The organism is Actinocatenispora comari (assembly GCF_017312725.1).
Classification (GTDB): domain Bacteria; phylum Actinomycetota; class Actinomycetes; order Mycobacteriales; family Micromonosporaceae; genus Actinocatenispora; species Actinocatenispora comari.
The window spans coordinates 52,284-66,767 of record NZ_BOPO01000146.1 but is presented as its reverse complement, the minus strand read 5'-3'; the positions used below and the strand labels follow the sequence as shown (position 1 = coordinate 66,767).

The following is a 14,484-nucleotide window of genomic DNA, read 5'->3' as shown; positions in this document are numbered from 1 at the left end:
GCGCGGCGAGCGCCGGCGTCAGGGCCCCGGCGTGCGGCGCCGGCTGCAGCGCGCCGGCCAGCGCCCGGCGGTGCAGCGCGGCCGGGTGGTTCGGCGGGCCGTACGGTGAGTGCCCCTCGACCGCCGCGTAGAGCGTCGCGCCGAGCGAGAACAGGTCGGCGGCGGTGCTCGCCGGGCCGCCGGCGGCGACCTCGGGCGCCTGGAACGCCGGCGTGCCGCCGACCGTACCGGCGCCGGTCGTCGACCAGGTCGCACCCCCGATCCCGTCCCGCGCCGGCCGCCCCGCCGTACCGTCGCGGTCCGTCGCCGGGCCGGCCGCGCCAGGCGTCGCCGGGCCGGCGGGAGCGGCCGGATCGACGGATGGCGACGCACTGCCCGGACCGACCGGCACCGAACCGGCCGGCACCGAACCGGCCGGCCCGAGCGGCCGGCGCGGCCGCGGTACGCCGGTCGCCGGCCGGGACAGCCCGAAGTCGATCAGCTTGACCGCGTCCTGCGGGCCGACCAGCACGTTGCCCGGCTTCACGTCCGCGTGCACGATTCCCTTGGCGTGCAACGCTTCCAGCGCCTCGGCGAGCTGCGCGCCGAGCGCCGCGGCGCGCGCCGGGCCGATCGGACCGGACTCGGCGAGCAGTTGCGCCAGGCTGCGCCACGGCACGTACTCCATCACCAGCCAGCGCTGGTCGCCGTCGGTGACCACGTCGTACAGCGTGACGACGCGCTGGTGTTGCAGCACCGCCGCGGTACGCGCCTCCCGGCGCAGCGCCCGCCCGGCGCGCGGCCCGGTGTCCTGCGAGCGCTTCACCGCGACGGTACGGCCCAGTTCCAGATCGGTGGCGCGCCAGACCAGCCCCATGCCCCCCAGCCCGACCTGCTCCTCCAGCCGGTACCGGCCGGCGATCGGCCCGGCCGTCCCGGCCTCGTCGGGTGGATCCGGTGCGGTCATCCCGGCCCGGTCACGACGGTCTGCTCGGGCCGGCCGGTTCGGGTCGGCCTGCTGATGTGCCCAGTCATCCGGGCGTCCTCCCGGCAACGCGCGGTCGGCGGTGCGGGCCTCCCGACGCCGACGACAGCGGTCGGGGGCCCTGGTGCGGTCAGTTCGGCAGCATAGCCGCGTTTCCTGGCGAACCGGTACCGGCGCCGGGCGGCCACCGTACGCGACATGCCGGGCACCCACCGGTGCGTCCGGGGCGCGGTGCGGCGCCCGGGCGCTTAGGGTTGTCTGGTGGCGACATCGGTGGACTCAGAAGTGCTCGACCGTCTCGTCCGGGGCGAGGCGTACGACCCGCACGCCGTGCTCGGGGCGCACCCGCTCGGCGGCGACCGAACGGTGGTGCGCACGCTGCGGCCGGACGCGTTGCAGGTGGTGGTCGTCGACGGCGACCAGCGGTTCCCGGCGCGCAAGGTGCACGACGGCGGCGTGTTCGAGGCGACGCTTCCCGGCGCGCCCCGCGACTACCGGATCGAGGTGACCGGCGCCGACGGCGGGCAGCACCTGGCCGACGACCCGTACCGGTGGTTGCCGACGCTCGGCGACACCGACCTGTACCTGATCGGGGAGGGCCGGCACGAGGAGCTGTGGCGGGTACTCGGCGCGCATCCGCGCAGCTACTCGACGCCGAACGGGCCGGTGGACGGGGTCGCGTTCGCGGTCTGGGCGCCGAACGCGCGGGCGGTGCGGGTGATCGGCGACGGCATCGGTTGGGGCCCCTACGACGGGCTGTCGATGCGTTCGCTCGGCTCGTCCGGGGTGTGGGAGCTGTTCGTCCCGGAGTTCGCCGCGGACGGGCTCTACAAGTACCGCATCCTCGGGGCGGACGGCCGCTGGCGGGAGAAGGCGGACCCGATGGCGCAGGCCACCGAGGTGCCGCCGCGCACCGCGTCGCGGGTCTACCGCTCGGCGTACGAGTGGGGCGACGCGGACTGGCTCGCGACCCGCCGGCAGACCGAGTGGCACCAGCGGCCGGTGTCGATCTACGAGGTGCACCTCGGCTCCTGGCGGCCCGGCGCGACCTACCGCCAGCTCGCCGACGAGCTGGTGTCCTACGTGGCGGAGGTCGGCTTCACGCACGTGGAGTTCCTGCCGGTGGCCGAGCACCCGTTCGGCGGCTCCTGGGGCTACCAGGTGACCAGCTACTACGCGCCGACCGCCCGGTTCGGCAGCCCCGACGACTTCCGCTACCTGGTCGACCGGTTGCACCAGGCCGGCATCGGCGTCTACCTCGACTGGGTGCCGGCGCACTTCCCGCGGGACGAGTGGGCGCTGGCGCGCTTCGACGGCACCGCCTGCTACGAGCACGCCGATCCGCACCGCGGCGAGCACCCCGACTGGGGCACGTACGTGTTCGACTTCGGCCGGCACGAGGTGCGCAACTTCCTGGTCGCGAACGCGCTGTACTGGTGCGAGGAGTTCCACGTCGACGGGCTGCGGGTGGACGCGGTCGCCTCGATGCTCTACCTCGACTACTCGCGCAACCCGGGTGAGTGGACGCCGAACGAGCACGGCGGCCGGGAGAACCTGGACGCGGTGTCGTTCCTGCAGGAGACGAATGCGACCGTGTACCGGCGCCATCCCGGCGTGGTGATGATCGCCGAGGAGTCGACCGCCTGGCCCGGCGTCACCCGGCCCACCTACCTGGGCGGGCTCGGGTTCGGGTTCAAGTGGAACATGGGCTGGATGCACGACACCCTGTCGTACGTCTCGAAGGACCCGATCTACCGGCAGTACCACCACCACGAGATGACGTTCTCGCTGATGTACGCGTGGAGCGAGAACTTCGTGCTGCCGATCAGCCACGACGAGGTGGTGCACGGCAAGGGTTCGCTGCTCGGCCGGATGCCCGGCGACGACTGGAAACGCTTCGCCTCGGTGCGCGCGCTGTTCGGCTTCATGTGGGCGCACCCGGGCAAGCAGCTGCTGTTCGCCGGCTGCGAGTTCGCCCAGGTCGGCGAGTGGAGCGAGGAGCACGGCGTCGACTGGGCGGCCCTGGACTGGCCGGCGCACGCCGGGGTCAAGGCGATGGTCACCGACCTCAACGCCCGGTACAAGGACGCGCCGGCGCTGTGGACCCAGGACACCTCGCCGGCCGGGTTCGCCTGGATCGACGCGAACGACGCCGCCGGCAACGTGTTCTCCTTCCTGCGCTGGGGATCCGACGGGACGGTGGTGGCCTGCGTGGCGAACTTCGCCGGCGGGCCGCACGCCGACTACCGGCTCGGCCTGCCGCGGGCCGGGCGCTGGACCGAGCTGCTCAACACCGACGCGGAGTCGTACGGCGGGTCCGGCTGGGGCAACCTCGGCGAGGTGGTCGCGACCGACGAACCGTGGCACGGCCAGCCCGCCTCCGCCACCATCCAGGTCCCGCCACTCGCCACCCTCTGGCTCCGGCACACCCCCGACTGAGCCGTCGCTCGCCGGACGGCTCCGGCCGTACCGCGGCAAACCCGGGTGACAGCCGGGGTACCGCACCCGATCATGGGCACCGTGCGCCCGGCGACCGGCCGCGGCGTGACGCAGCCCGCGAGCGACGAGGACATCCGATGACGAGCACCGCCTGGCAGGAGTTCGAGCTGGCCGCGGCCGACGGCGTTCGGCTCGTCGGTCGGTACGGCGGGTCGGGCGAACCGGTGCTGTTCCTGCACGGCTCCGGCGGTGGGCTGCACTCGTGGGCGCCGATCGCCGAGCGGCTGTCCGGCGAGTACCAGGTGTGGCTGGTGGCCCGCCGCGGGTACGGGCCGAGCGGGCAGCCGGCGCCCGGCAAGCGGTTCGCCGACGAGGTCGACGACGTGCACCGGCTGGTGCGGCAAATCGGCGCGACCAACGGCGCCGTGGAGCCCGGCGTGCACCTGGTCGGCGCCTCGTACGGGGCCTACGTCGCGCTGCACACCGCGCTCGCGGAGCCGGGCGGGCTGCGCAGCCTGGCCGTCTTCGAGCCGCCGCTGTTCGCCGCCGGGCCGCGCATCGACCCCCTCGCAACCCGCTACCGGGAGGCGTTCGAGCGCGGCGACACGGCCGCGTCGCTGGCGGTGCTCAACGAGGTGACGCTGGTACCGGAACAGATCGTGGCCGCGTTCGCCGCGGCCTCGGCCGCCGAGCCGGATCCGGTCGAGGCGCGCCGCGCCGGGCTCGGCTGGCGGCACGACCTCGACGCGCTCGCCGCCGACGACACGGACCTCGCGCGCTGGTCCGGGATCGCGCTGCCGAGCCTGGTGATGGCCGGCGGCGACACCTGGCCGCCGATGCCGGAGACGACCCGCGGGCTCGCCGCGGCGCTGCCCGACGCGCGCCTGGTGGTCTGGCCCGGCCAGCTGCACTTCGCCACGGCCACCGCACCCGACCTGGTGGCCGACACCCTCCGCGAGTTCCTCACCGCGCTGCCGCCTCGTACCGCACGCTGACCCGGCCGCCCCGAACCCACCCGAGTGCCGACGGCCGCGACCCGCCCGGTGGACGGCGGAAGGCCGGCGGCCACGGCCGGTCCGCCGCCGGTACCGGTGGCCCACCGCGGCTCAGGCGGTACGGGACGGCAGGTCGGCGCGGCGGAGCAGCATCGGTGCGGCGACCGTACCGGCGAGCAGGATCGTTGCCGCGCAGACCATCGGGGCGCGCAGGCCGTAGCGGTGGGCGACGAAGCCGGCGGCCAGCGCGCCGAGCGGGCCGACGCCGAGGGTGACCAGTCGGAAGGCGCTGGTGACCCGGCCGAACAGCGCGTCGGGCACCAGCGACTGCCGCAGCGACACGGCGACCACGCCCCACAGCCCGTTCGCCGCACCGAAGACTCCGACCGCGATCCCGGCCGGTGCCGGGTGACCGGCGAGTGCCATGCCGGTGGCGCCGCCGGCGCCCAGTACCAGCGCGGAAAGCAACGCCGGCCGGCTGCCGAGCACCGTCGCGAGCCGCCCGGCGAGCAGCGAGCCGAGCACCCCGCCGACCGCGAACGCCGCCACGAGCAGCCCGTATCCGAGGCTGCCGAGGTGCAGCACGTCGCGGGTGTAGAGCACCAGCAACGCCACCGCGACGGTGGTGACGAGGTTGATCAGCGCGCCGTACCAGCAGAGCCGGCGCAGCAGCCGGTGCCCGAGCAGGAACCGCAGCCCGGCGACGACGTCCGCTCGCACCGACGACCCGGCACCGTCCGCGCGCCCCGACGAGGCGGTACGGGCGGGCGGCGGTGCGGCGGCCACCGGGATCGCCGCGACGAGGCCGGCCGCGATCGCGAAGCTCGCGGTGTCGACGAGGAACGGGGCGGCGGCGAACAGGGTGAACAGGGTGGCACCGACCGGCGCGCCGAGCAGCGTGTCGGCGACCAGGGTGCCGGCCTGCAGCCGGCCGTTCGCGGCCGGCCGGTCGGCGACCGGTACCAGGGTCGGCACGAGTGCCGCGGAGGCGGAATCGTAGACGGTACCGAAGCTGGTCAGGGTGAACGCGACGAGCAGGACGACCGGCAGCGTGACGGTGTCGGTGAGCACGGTCGCCGCGAGCACAGCGACCACGCCGGCGCGGACCAGGTCGAGCCGCCAGAGCACCCGGCGGCGGTCGACCCGGTCCGCGAGCGCGCCGGCGAGCAGCCCGAACAGTACCCAGGGGAGCTGCTCGGCGACCGAGACCAGGGAGACGAGCCGCGGGTCGAGGGTGACCGACGCGGCGAGCAGCGGCAGCGCGATCCAGTGCACGCCGTCGCCGAGCGCCGAGATCGTACCGGCACCCCACAGCAACCCGAACGGCCGCGGCCGCCACCGCCGCAGTCCCCCGACCTCGGCGCCGGCGGCGGGACCGGCGCGGTGGCCGGTTCGGTCACCGCGCATGGCCTACCCTGAGTGCATGCACGACGGACATGAACCGGAGTCTGGTTCAGGTTTTGCCGCGGTGTCAAGCCGCGGCACGCCGCGACAGCAGCGAAGCAGGGCAAAACGGGATCAGATCCTCGACACCACCGCGGCGCTGCTGGCGGAACTCCCGTACCCGGAGATCGGCACCAAGCTGATCGCCGAACGCGCCGGCGTCTCGGTCGGCTCGCTCTACCGCTACTTCGCCGACAAGGACGAGATCACCCGCGCGCTGGTCCTGCACTGGCTGGAGCGGATGCTCGCGGTCCTGGACGGCGCGCTGGTCGACCCGCCGGCCGCCCCCGGCGAACTCGTCGACCGGGTCGTGGACGCCTTCGCGCGGTTCTACCGGTCCGAGCCGGGCTTCCACCAGATCTGGTTCTTCAGCGGCCCGGCGGGGAACCTGGACCGTTCCGTCGGCGACGCGCACGACACCGCGCTCGCCACCCGGCTGCGCGCCGCCCTCGCCGACCGGTACGCCGTCGACGTGTCGCCGCGGCAGGCGCTGGTCGCCGTCAGCGTCGGCGACAAGCTGCTCAGCGAGGCGTTCCGGGACGACCCGGACGGCGACCCGGAGATCGTGGCCGAGCTGAAGCTGATCCTGCGCCGCTACCTGCTGCCGCCCGACCGGTCCACAGTGGACCGACCGGCCGGCGGGACGGATCAGCAGTAGCGCCCTGCGCGCCGCAACCCTTTCCGTCATGGGCTCGCCACGCTGCGCAGACGTCGACTCGCCAACCCGCCGAGCCCGGCCAGGCACACCACCACCGCGCAGCCGGCGACCACCGCGTCGGCGCCGGCCCGGTCGGCCCACCAGCCGAAGACGTTGAGCGTCAACAACAGCGGCGCCGTCTGGACCACCAGCAGTACCGCCTGGATCCGGGAGAGGTACCCGGTGGGCGAGGCCCGCAGCAGCAGCGGCCCGACGTGCGTGGTGAACGCACCGGTACCCAGCCCGAGCACGAACGTCGCCGCGGCCGCGACCGGGCCCGAACCGGCGAGCGCCAGCCAGCCGGCTCCGGCGCCGGCGACCAGCAGACCGCCGGCGAGCACGACGCCGGAGCGGCGGGCGGTGCCACGCACCAGTACCGCGACGATCACCAGGCCGACGCCGAGCGCCTCCGCACCCACCGCCCACCCCGCCGCGGCGGCCGGCCAGTCCTGCTGGCGTACCAGCAGCGGTACGAGCAACGAGGCGACGGGCAGCAGGAACCCGGCCGCGACCGCGACCAGCGCGCCCAGCCCGCGCAGCAGCGGATCCGCCGCCACCACCCCGATCCCGGCCCGGATGCGGGTCACCAGGCCGCCGCCGTCCGGCGATCCCGGCAGGTCGAGCCGGCCGCGCAGCAACGCCAGGACGCCGAGCAGCACCAGGTAGCTGGCCGCGTCGACGGCCGAGGTGCCGACCAGGCCGAGGCCGGCGACCAGCAGCCCGCCGAGCGCGGGACCGACGAACGCCGCGGCGCGACCCGCGACCTGGTTGGCCGCCATCGCGCGGCCCATTCCCGGGCCGGCGGCGAGGTGCCGGACGACGGTACCGGCGGCCGGGTACTGGAAGGCGCTGCCGACGCCCACCAGCATCGCCACCGCGACGAGCAACGGCAGCGCGATCCCCACGGCGGCGACGGCGGCGGCGAAACCCGCCGTCACCGCGAGCATCGCCGCACCGGCCCCGACCAGTACCCGCCAGGGCCCGTACCGGTCCGCCACCGCGCCGCCGAGCAGCGCCAGCAGCAGCCGCGGTGCCGTCGTCGCGGTCAACACCAGCGCAGCCCACGAGCCGCCGTACCCGGTCGCCGCCCAGCCGAGGGCGAAGCCCTGCGCGGAGGAACCGAGCAGCGACACCGCGCTGCCGCCGAGCCACCATCCGTACCCGAGCCGTCCGGCCACCGCGCCGACCGGACGCACCGCCGTCACGGCAGGCGCACGGGCATCAGGATCGAGTACGTGGTGGGGTCGTCGGGGTCGCGGACGGCCAGCGGGTGGTTCGGGCCGGTGAAGTCGAGGACGAGCTGCCCGGCGGGTGCCGCGGCCACCGCGTCGAGCAGGAAGTCGCGGTTGACCGCGGCGAGCAGCCCGGTGTCGTCGGCGTCGAGCACCGCGAGCGTGCCGGCGGCGTCCACGCCGAGCGCGGCGACCGGGCCGGCGCACTCCGGTACCGTCCGCAGCGGGCCGGCCGACAGCAGCTCGCGCAGCCGCTCGCCGTCGGTCGGGATCCGTTGTCCGCCAATCGATGCGGTCACCTGCTGGTAGTCGGGGTACTCCCCCGGCTGGGCCACGACGCGCAGCTCACCGAGCCGCATCACGTCGCCGTCGAGGCGCCCGTCGAGGCGGTCGCCGGCGAGTGCGGCGATCCGGGGCAGCTCGGCCCGCGGCACCGACAACCGGCCGTTCGGCCCGGTCCGGTCGGTGACCGGGACCGAGCTGACCGCCAGCCGGTACCGGTCGGTCGCGACCAGCGTCAGCCGGTCGGCGTCGACGTCGAACAGCACCGCGTCCAGCACGCCGGAGTCCTCGGCGGCGGACGGTACGGCGTGCGCGGCGGTGCCGGACGGCAGGGCGAAGCTGACCGCGGCGAGGGCGCGGCGCAGGTCGGCGGGGGTGACGCGGAAGGCGGTCACCGCGGGATCGGTCTCGGACACGACGTGCTCCAGTTCTCGTCGGGCGTCGGCCAGCCCGGCCTCCAGCCGGGCCAGGTGTTCGGCGACGAGCGCACCGACGAGCCGCCGGTCGTGGCGGGCGGCCAGCAGCAGGCGCATGTCGGCCAGCGGCATGCCCACCCGGCGCAGCCGCGCCAGCAGCCGGGCCGTACCGACCTGGTCCGGGCCGTACCGCCGGTAGCCGCTGCGCGGATCGACCTGCGCGGGCACCAGCAGCCGCGCCCCGTCGTAGAAGCGCAGCGCGCTGACCGGCAGCCCGCTCGCGCGGGCCAGCTCCCCGATGCTCAGCATCCCCCCGTCGAACACGCCCCGAACCCTCCCCCCTCAACCAACTGGAGAGTCAACATCGCAGGTCACGACCGTAGACCCAGCGTGGTTCGACCGGCCCTGCCATCACGAACTGTGGCCGTTGAGGAGCGGAGAGTGTAGGGGAGTGTGGAAATCCGCACGGGCTCTTTCGGGCGATGTACTCCTGTCGGGGGTGCTGCTTAGACTCCGCACGGCGCCGTACGGCGAAGGGAGCGCTGCGGAATGTCACGGGGTGGCGTGTTCTGCGTGGAAGGTCAGTGGGCGCGCGACATGACCAGTCGCGGCTCCGTGCTGCCGACGCTGGAGCTGCTGGAACGCATCCAGAGCATCAAGTACATCCACAAGGACGTCGCCACCGCCCAGGAGCTGGAGTACTACCTCGACCGCTGGACCCTCAAGCAGTACGACGACTTCAACGTCGGGTTCTTCGCCGTGCACGGTGAGCCGCAGCGGCTGCTGCTGACCGAGTTCAACCACCACGACAACACCATCGAGCTGGACGAGGTGGGCGAGATCCTGGCCGGCAAGTGCCCCGGCCGGCGGCTGTTCTTCGGCAGCTGTGCGGTGCTCAAGGCGCCCGACCGAATGCTGCGCGACTTCCTCGACCGCACCGGCGCGGCGCTGATCTGCGGATACACCAAGACGGTCGACTGGGTCGAGGCCGCCGCGTTCGAGACGGTGCTGCTCGACCGGCTGGTCAACGGCAAACGGGTCGACTCGGCGGAGTCGACGATGCGCTCGGCCCGGTTCGCCCCGTTCGCCGACCATCTCGGCTTCCGGGTCGTCTACCGCAACGGCCGCTGACCGCGCGGTAATGCGGTGACGTCGGTCGATGGGTACGGCATAGGCTGGGATCATGCCCGAGCCGCTCACCGTGACCCGTTCGATCTCCATTCCGGGGGCCGAGCTACGGTGGCGCTTCTCCCGCTCGGGCGGCCCCGGCGGGCAGGGTGTGAACACCGCCGACTCCCGGGTCGAGCTGTCCTGGGATCTGGTCAACTCGCCGGTGCTGTCGCCGACGCTGCGTGACCGGGCGGTCGAGCGGCTGGGCTCCCGGCTGGTCGACGGGGTGCTGACGGTGGCCGCGTCCGAGCACCGGGCGCAGCTGGACAACCGCCGCGCCGCCGCCCAGCGCCTCGCCGAGCTGGTCCGCCGGGCCGTCGCACCGCCGCCACCGACCCGCCGGGCGACCAAGCCGTCCCGCGGTTCGGTGACCCGCCGGTTGAACGCCAAGCGCCGCCGCGGCGACATCAAGAAGCTGCGCCGCGACACGAGCGACTGATCTGACGCGGCCCCACCGCCGCGCCGAGGTCGAGCAGCTGGTCGGCGTGGGCGCGGGCGGCCGGGTCGTGGCTGACCAGGATTGTGGTCCGGCCGGCGGTCGCGGTCAGCAGGTCGCGCAGCAACCGGTCCGCGTCGGCGGCGGGCAGCCCCTCGGTTGGCTCGTCCAGCAGCAGTACCTGCGGGTCGGCGAGCAGCGCCCGGGCCAGCAGCACGCGTTGCCGCTCGCCACCCGACAGGGTGCTGCCGTCCTGGCCGAGTTCGGTGGCCAGCTCGCCGGCGAACCGGTCACCCAGGCCGACCCGGCGCAGTACCGCCCGGAGCTGGTCGTCGGTCGCGTCCGGGTCGCCGAGCCGCAGGTTCGCGGCGAGCGTGGTGTCGAACAGGTACGCCTCCTCGCCGACGCCGCCGATCAGCCGCCGCACGTCGACCCCGGCGTACGCGTCGAGCGGGGTGCCGTCGAGCCGGATCGTGCCGGCCGCCGGCGCGACGAACCGGCGCAGCGCCGCGAGCAGGGTGCTCTTGCCCGACCCGCTCGGCCCGGTCACGACCAGCCGGCTGCCGGGCCGGACGTCGACGCTCACCCCGTCCAGTGCCGGCGCCCGGTCGTCGGCGTAGCGCACCCGCAGGTCGCGGATGGTGATCTCGACCGGCCCGGCCGGTACCGGCAGCGGCGTGGCCGGCTCCGCCACCGGCGCCGGTGCGGCGAGTACCGCGCGGACCCGGCGCAGCGCTGCCCGCGCGTCGACGAGCCGGCGGGCGGCCACCGGGAGGGCCAGCGACGGTTCCAGCGCCACCAGGGTGGTCAGCGCGACCACCGCGACGGCCGGTCCGCCGGCCCGCGTGGCCAGTACCGTCGCGGACGCGGCGGCGAGGCCCTGCAGGGCGATGCCGACCGCGGTGAGCAGGCCGGCCACCCGCGCCTCGGTGCGTTCCCGGCCGGCGCGGTCGGCGTGCGCGGCATCCGCGGCGGCGAGCGCGGCCGGCTCCGCGCCGTACGCGGCGAGTTCGGCCGCACCGTCCAGCAGATCGGTGGCGGTCACCGCCACCGCGGTGTCGTCGGCGCCGGCGGTACGGCGTCGGTGCCGGCCGGCGCACGCCGGCAGCACCAGGCCGGTCCCGACGAGCGCGGCCAGCAGCGGCGGCACCGACGATGGGGACAGCGCCGCCAGCACGACCAGGCCCAGCCCGCCGGCGAGCGCCGCGCCGGCAGCCGGGACGAGGCAGCGGACCACGAGATCCTGCACCGCCTCGGTGTCGGTGACCATCCGGTGCAGCAGCTGCGCCCGGCGCCACCCGGGCAGGCCGCCGGGCGCCAGCGGCACGAGCGCCGCGTACACCCGTTCGCGCAGCCGGGCCAGCGCCCGCAGCGCCGCACGGTGCCCGGTGAGCCGCTCGGCATACCGCAGGGTGCCGCGCAGCAGCGCGAAGGCGCGGACCGCGACGATCGCCACCGCCAGCGCCGCGAGTCCCGGCTGCTGTGCCGCCCGCGCCAGCAGCCAGGCCGCGGTCGCGAGCAGCGCGGTACCGGCGAGCTCCGCACCGGCGCCGGCCGCCGCGGCGAGCGCCACCGGCCACCACACCGCGCGCAACACACCACCCGCGCTCTTCCCTTGTCCCACCACGGATCCCGTCATGACCGAGACTCGACGAGTGCGGTGACCGGCGCGGTACCCGTCGGGCCGGATCGGCGTGCGACAGCAGCCTCGGTGGCGGGCCGCAGCGGTACCGGTCGGGCGGCGGCGATGGTGGCCGGGCGGTGCGCGACCGCGAGCAGGGTACGGTCGGCCGGCAGCCGGGTCGCCGCGGCCAGTACCGCTGTCTCGGTCGCCGCGTCCAGCCGGGCGGTCGGCTCGTCGAGCAGCAGCAGCGGCGCCTCCCGGCACAGCGCCCGGGCCAGCGCGACCCGCTGCCGCTGCCCGGCGGACAGCCCGTGCCCGTTCTCGCCGAGCCTGGTGTGCAGCCCCCCGGGCAGTCCGGCGACCACCTCGTCCAGGGCCGCGGCCCGGACCGCGCGGCGGATCCGCGCCTCGTCCGCGCCGGGAGCACCGAGTGCCACGTTGGCGGCGAGCGTGCCGGCGAACAGCCGAGGGCGCTGCGGCAGCCAGCCGAGCCGGTCCCGCCAACCGGCCAGCTCGGCCCGGTCCATGGCCGCGAGGTCGCGCCCGCCGAGCAGGACCCGGCCCCGCGCCGGCCGGACGAAACCCAGTACCAGGGCCAGGACGGTGCTCTTGCCGACGCCGCTGGGGCCGGTCAGCACCAGCCGGTCGCCCACCTCGACGGTCAGGTCGAACCCGCACAGCGCGGGCTCGTCCCGGCCCGGGTACCGCACCGTCACGTCCTCGCACCGCACCAGCACCGAGCGAGCTCCGGTACGGCGAGCCCGTACCGGCGGCGCGGCGGTGCCGGTGGCGACGGTGGCGACGGCAGTGTCGGCGGCCGCGGTGCCGGTGTCGGTGTCGGTGGTGGTGGCGCCGGTGTCGGTGGTGGTGCCGGCGGTGGCGGTGGCGGTGGCGGTGGCGGTGGCGGTGGTGTCGAGGATGGTGAAGGCGTCGTCGGCGGCGGCGAGTCCGGCCGCGCCGGCGTGGAAGCGGGCGCCGAGCGCCCGCAGCGGCAGGTACGCCTCGGGCGCGAGCAGCAGCACCACCAGCGCGGTACGCAGGTCGAGCTCGCCGGCCAGCAGCCGCAGCCCGATCGGCACCGCGAGCAGGGCCAACGACAGCGCCGCGACCAGTTCCAGGACCAGCGAGGTGAGGAAGGCGACGCGCAGCGCGCTCATCGTGGCGCGCCGGTGCGCGTCGGCGACCGAGCGCAGCCGTACCGCGTGCGCGCCGGCCCGGCCGAACGCCCGCAGCGTGGGCAGGCCGAGCACCGTGTCCAGGAAGTGTCCACTCAGGACGGACAGCCGGCGCCACTGGCGCCGGGTGGCGAGCCGGGCCTGCCGGCCGGCGAGCGCGCCGAACAGCGGAATCAGCGGCAGCGTCGCCGCCACCACCAGCGCCGAGGTCGGATCGGCCCAGCAGAGCCGAACCAGCACCGCGACCGGCACCGCCGCGGCCAGCGCGACCTGCGGCAGGTAGTCGCGCAGGTACGGGGTGAGCGCGTCGATGCCGCGGTCGGTCAGCGCGACCAGCTCGCCGGTGCGCCGCCCCGCCACCCACCGCGGGCCGAGCGCCTGCGCGGCGGCGAGCAGCCGGTGCCGCAGCGCCGCGGTGGCGCGCGCGGCGGTGCGACCGGCGAGCGCCTCCCGGCTCCCGGCCAGTACGGCGCGGGCCACCGTGACGGCCGCCAGCGCACCCGCGGGACCGGCCACCCCGGCGCCGTCGATCACCGCGACGATCAGCCGGGCCAGCAGTTCCAGCTGCGCGACGGTCAGCACGGCCAGGCCGGCGGCCGCCAGCCAGCCGACCGCCAGGTGCCGGCGCACCTCGGGCAGCCGGCCGACGCGGGCCCGGGTTCGGTTGCCGGACATCAGAAGAACGCGACCGTGCGGTCGGTGACCGGGCGCCGGAACAGCCACCACAGCAGTCCCTGGTGGGCGAGCACCACCGGTACCGCGGCGAGCAGCAGCACCGCCACCACCGTCGAGTCGCCGGCGATCGCGACCAGGTGCGGGGCCGCGCAGCCGAGTACGGCCAGCGCCGGCGCCGCGGCGGCGACTCCGGTACCGGCGACGGCCCGCCGACGCCGCCCGTGCCGCAGCGCGCGGCGGGCGAACAGCAGCCCGAGCGGGGCGAGCAGCACGAGGGCGGCGGGCGGCGCGAGCTGGGCGCGTACCGCGGGCAGGGCCAGGCCGGCGAGCGTCACCAGCAGGGTGGTCACGGCGGCGGGCAGCGCCAGCCGATCGGCCAGCCGTACCGCGCGGTCGGCGGCCGACGGCACCCGGACCGCGGTGACCGTGGCGCCGTGCGTGGCGAGCACGCCGACCACCGTCACCGCGCACGCCGGGCCGAACCAGGCGGTGGCCGGGTCGGTCAGGCCGAGCGCGGTCGGCAGGCCGAGGGCGAGGCCGCCGAGCAGCAGCCCCCAGCAGGCCGCGAACACCAGGCTGCCCAGCGCGTACGCGCCCTCCCAGCAGCGGCGCCAGCGGACCGCGTCGCGACGGCTCCGCAGCCACAGGCCGGCGTCGCGCAGCACCCAGGCCGCCAGGCCCGGGACCACCGCCGGCCAGGCGTCGGCCAGTACCCGCTCGGCGGCCGGGAACGCGCCGGCCACCAGCCCGGCGGCGGCGACCAGCCACATCTCGTTGGCCAGCAGCACCGGGCCGACACCGGTCAGGACCCGCCGGCGCGACCAGCCCGGCGGCGCCAGCCGGTGCAGCAGGATCCCGGTCCCCAGCCCGTACCCGTCGAGCACGAACCAGCCGGCCACCAACAGCAGCAACACCGCGGTCAGCGCAACGTCCATC

Annotated in this window: 12 protein-coding genes; 5 read left to right on the top strand and 7 right to left on the bottom strand. The window is 75.8% G+C overall.

Annotated features, from left to right (window positions below; all coding sequences use genetic code 11):
• Positions 1–946 (bottom strand): serine/threonine-protein kinase (locus tag NUM_RS34050; protein WP_207129049.1); only part of this gene is annotated, 946 nt, incomplete at its 3' end.
• Positions 947–1,225: 279 nt separating this feature from the next.
• On the opposite strand from NUM_RS34050, the gene glgB reads away from it, so the two are divergent.
• Both glgB and NUM_RS34040 read left to right on the top strand, forming a co-directional pair.
• The gene (gene glgB, locus NUM_RS34045) at positions 1,226–3,403 is read left to right on the top strand and encodes a 1,4-alpha-glucan branching protein GlgB (RefSeq protein ID WP_225919033.1); all 2,178 of its coding nucleotides are present in this window, start codon (positions 1,226–1,228) and stop codon (positions 3,401–3,403) included.
• A gap of 137 nt (positions 3,404–3,540) precedes the next feature.
• The gene (locus tag NUM_RS34040) at positions 3,541–4,398 is read left to right on the top strand and encodes an alpha/beta fold hydrolase (protein WP_207129048.1); all 858 of its coding nucleotides are present in this window, start codon (positions 3,541–3,543) and stop codon (positions 4,396–4,398) included.
• Between the two features lie 111 nt (positions 4,399–4,509).
• Here the strand turns inward: NUM_RS34040 and NUM_RS34035 are convergent, their stop codons facing one another.
• Positions 4,510–5,805, bottom strand: coding sequence for an MFS transporter (locus NUM_RS34035; protein WP_207129047.1), 1,296 nt, complete (start codon positions 5,803–5,805; stop codon positions 4,510–4,512).
• Positions 5,806–5,866: 61 nt separating this feature from the next.
• Here NUM_RS34035 and NUM_RS34030 point away from each other — a divergent pair, with 61 nt between their 5' ends.
• Positions 5,867–6,499 (top strand): TetR/AcrR family transcriptional regulator, encoded by a 633-nt coding sequence (locus NUM_RS34030; RefSeq protein ID WP_207129046.1) that lies wholly within the window; start codon positions 5,867–5,869, stop codon positions 6,497–6,499.
• 26 nt (positions 6,500–6,525) lie between these two features.
• Here NUM_RS34030 and NUM_RS34025 read toward each other — a convergent pair whose 3' ends face one another.
• Entirely contained in the window at positions 6,526–7,716 is a 1,191-nt protein-coding gene (locus tag NUM_RS34025; protein WP_207129045.1) for an MFS transporter, read from the bottom strand.
• Between the two features lie 23 nt (positions 7,717–7,739).
• Positions 7,740–8,792, bottom strand: coding sequence for a MerR family transcriptional regulator (locus NUM_RS34020; RefSeq protein ID WP_207129044.1), 1,053 nt, complete (start codon positions 8,790–8,792; stop codon positions 7,740–7,742).
• A 225-nt stretch (positions 8,793–9,017) separates the two neighbouring features.
• Between NUM_RS34020 and NUM_RS34015 the strand changes: the two genes are divergently transcribed.
• Both NUM_RS34015 and arfB read left to right on the top strand, forming a co-directional pair.
• Positions 9,018–9,599, top strand: a complete 582-nt coding sequence (locus NUM_RS34015; protein ID WP_207129043.1) for a DUF6642 family protein — start codon at positions 9,018–9,020, stop codon at positions 9,597–9,599.
• 52 nt (positions 9,600–9,651) lie between these two features.
• Positions 9,652–10,077: an alternative ribosome rescue aminoacyl-tRNA hydrolase ArfB gene (gene arfB / locus NUM_RS34010; protein ID WP_207129042.1), complete on the top strand. Its 426-nt coding sequence runs from the start codon at positions 9,652–9,654 to the stop codon at positions 10,075–10,077.
• On the opposite strand, the gene cydC is transcribed toward arfB, so the two are convergent.
• Genes cydC through NUM_RS33995 form a run of 3 tightly spaced genes read right to left on the bottom strand, consistent with a single transcriptional unit; the run spans position 10,046 to position 14,483 of the window.
• Entirely contained in the window at positions 10,046–11,713 is a 1,668-nt protein-coding gene (gene cydC, locus NUM_RS34005; RefSeq protein ID WP_207129041.1) for a thiol reductant ABC exporter subunit CydC, read from the bottom strand. The genes arfB and cydC overlap by 32 nt on opposite strands.
• Complete coding sequence (gene cydD, locus NUM_RS34000; protein ID WP_207129040.1) at positions 11,710–13,548, bottom strand: thiol reductant ABC exporter subunit CydD; 1,839 nt, start codon at positions 13,546–13,548, stop codon at positions 11,710–11,712. Before cydD ends, cydC begins: the two co-directional genes overlap by 4 nt.
• A complete protein-coding gene (locus NUM_RS33995; RefSeq protein ID WP_207129039.1) occupies positions 13,548–14,483 on the bottom strand; it encodes a cytochrome d ubiquinol oxidase subunit II in 936 nt (311 codons plus the stop codon). Before NUM_RS33995 ends, cydD begins: the two co-directional genes overlap by 1 nt.
• Position 14,484 lies beyond the last annotated feature (1 nt).

What these genes read in the sequence shown, in the direction of transcription:
- arfB (WP_207129042.1), top strand. Translation starts at nt 9,652, where the DNA reads ATGCCCGAGCCGCTCACCGTGACCCGTTCGATCTCCATTCCGGGGGCC.
- cydC (WP_207129041.1), bottom strand. Translation starts at nt 11,713, where the DNA reads ATGACGGGATCCGTGGTGGGACAAGGGAAGAGCGCGGGTGGTGTGTTG.
- NUM_RS34035 (WP_207129047.1), bottom strand. Translation starts at nt 5,805, where the DNA reads ATGCGCGGTGACCGAACCGGCCACCGCGCCGGTCCCGCCGCCGGCGCC.
- NUM_RS33995 (WP_207129039.1), bottom strand. Translation starts at nt 14,483, where the DNA reads ATGGACGTTGCGCTGACCGCGGTGTTGCTGCTGTTGGTGGCCGGCTGG.
- NUM_RS34040 (WP_207129048.1), top strand. Translation starts at nt 3,541, where the DNA reads ATGACGAGCACCGCCTGGCAGGAGTTCGAGCTGGCCGCGGCCGACGGC.
- NUM_RS34015 (WP_207129043.1), top strand. Translation starts at nt 9,018, where the DNA reads ATGTCACGGGGTGGCGTGTTCTGCGTGGAAGGTCAGTGGGCGCGCGAC.
- cydD (WP_207129040.1), bottom strand. Translation starts at nt 13,548, where the DNA reads ATGTCCGGCAACCGAACCCGGGCCCGCGTCGGCCGGCTGCCCGAGGTG.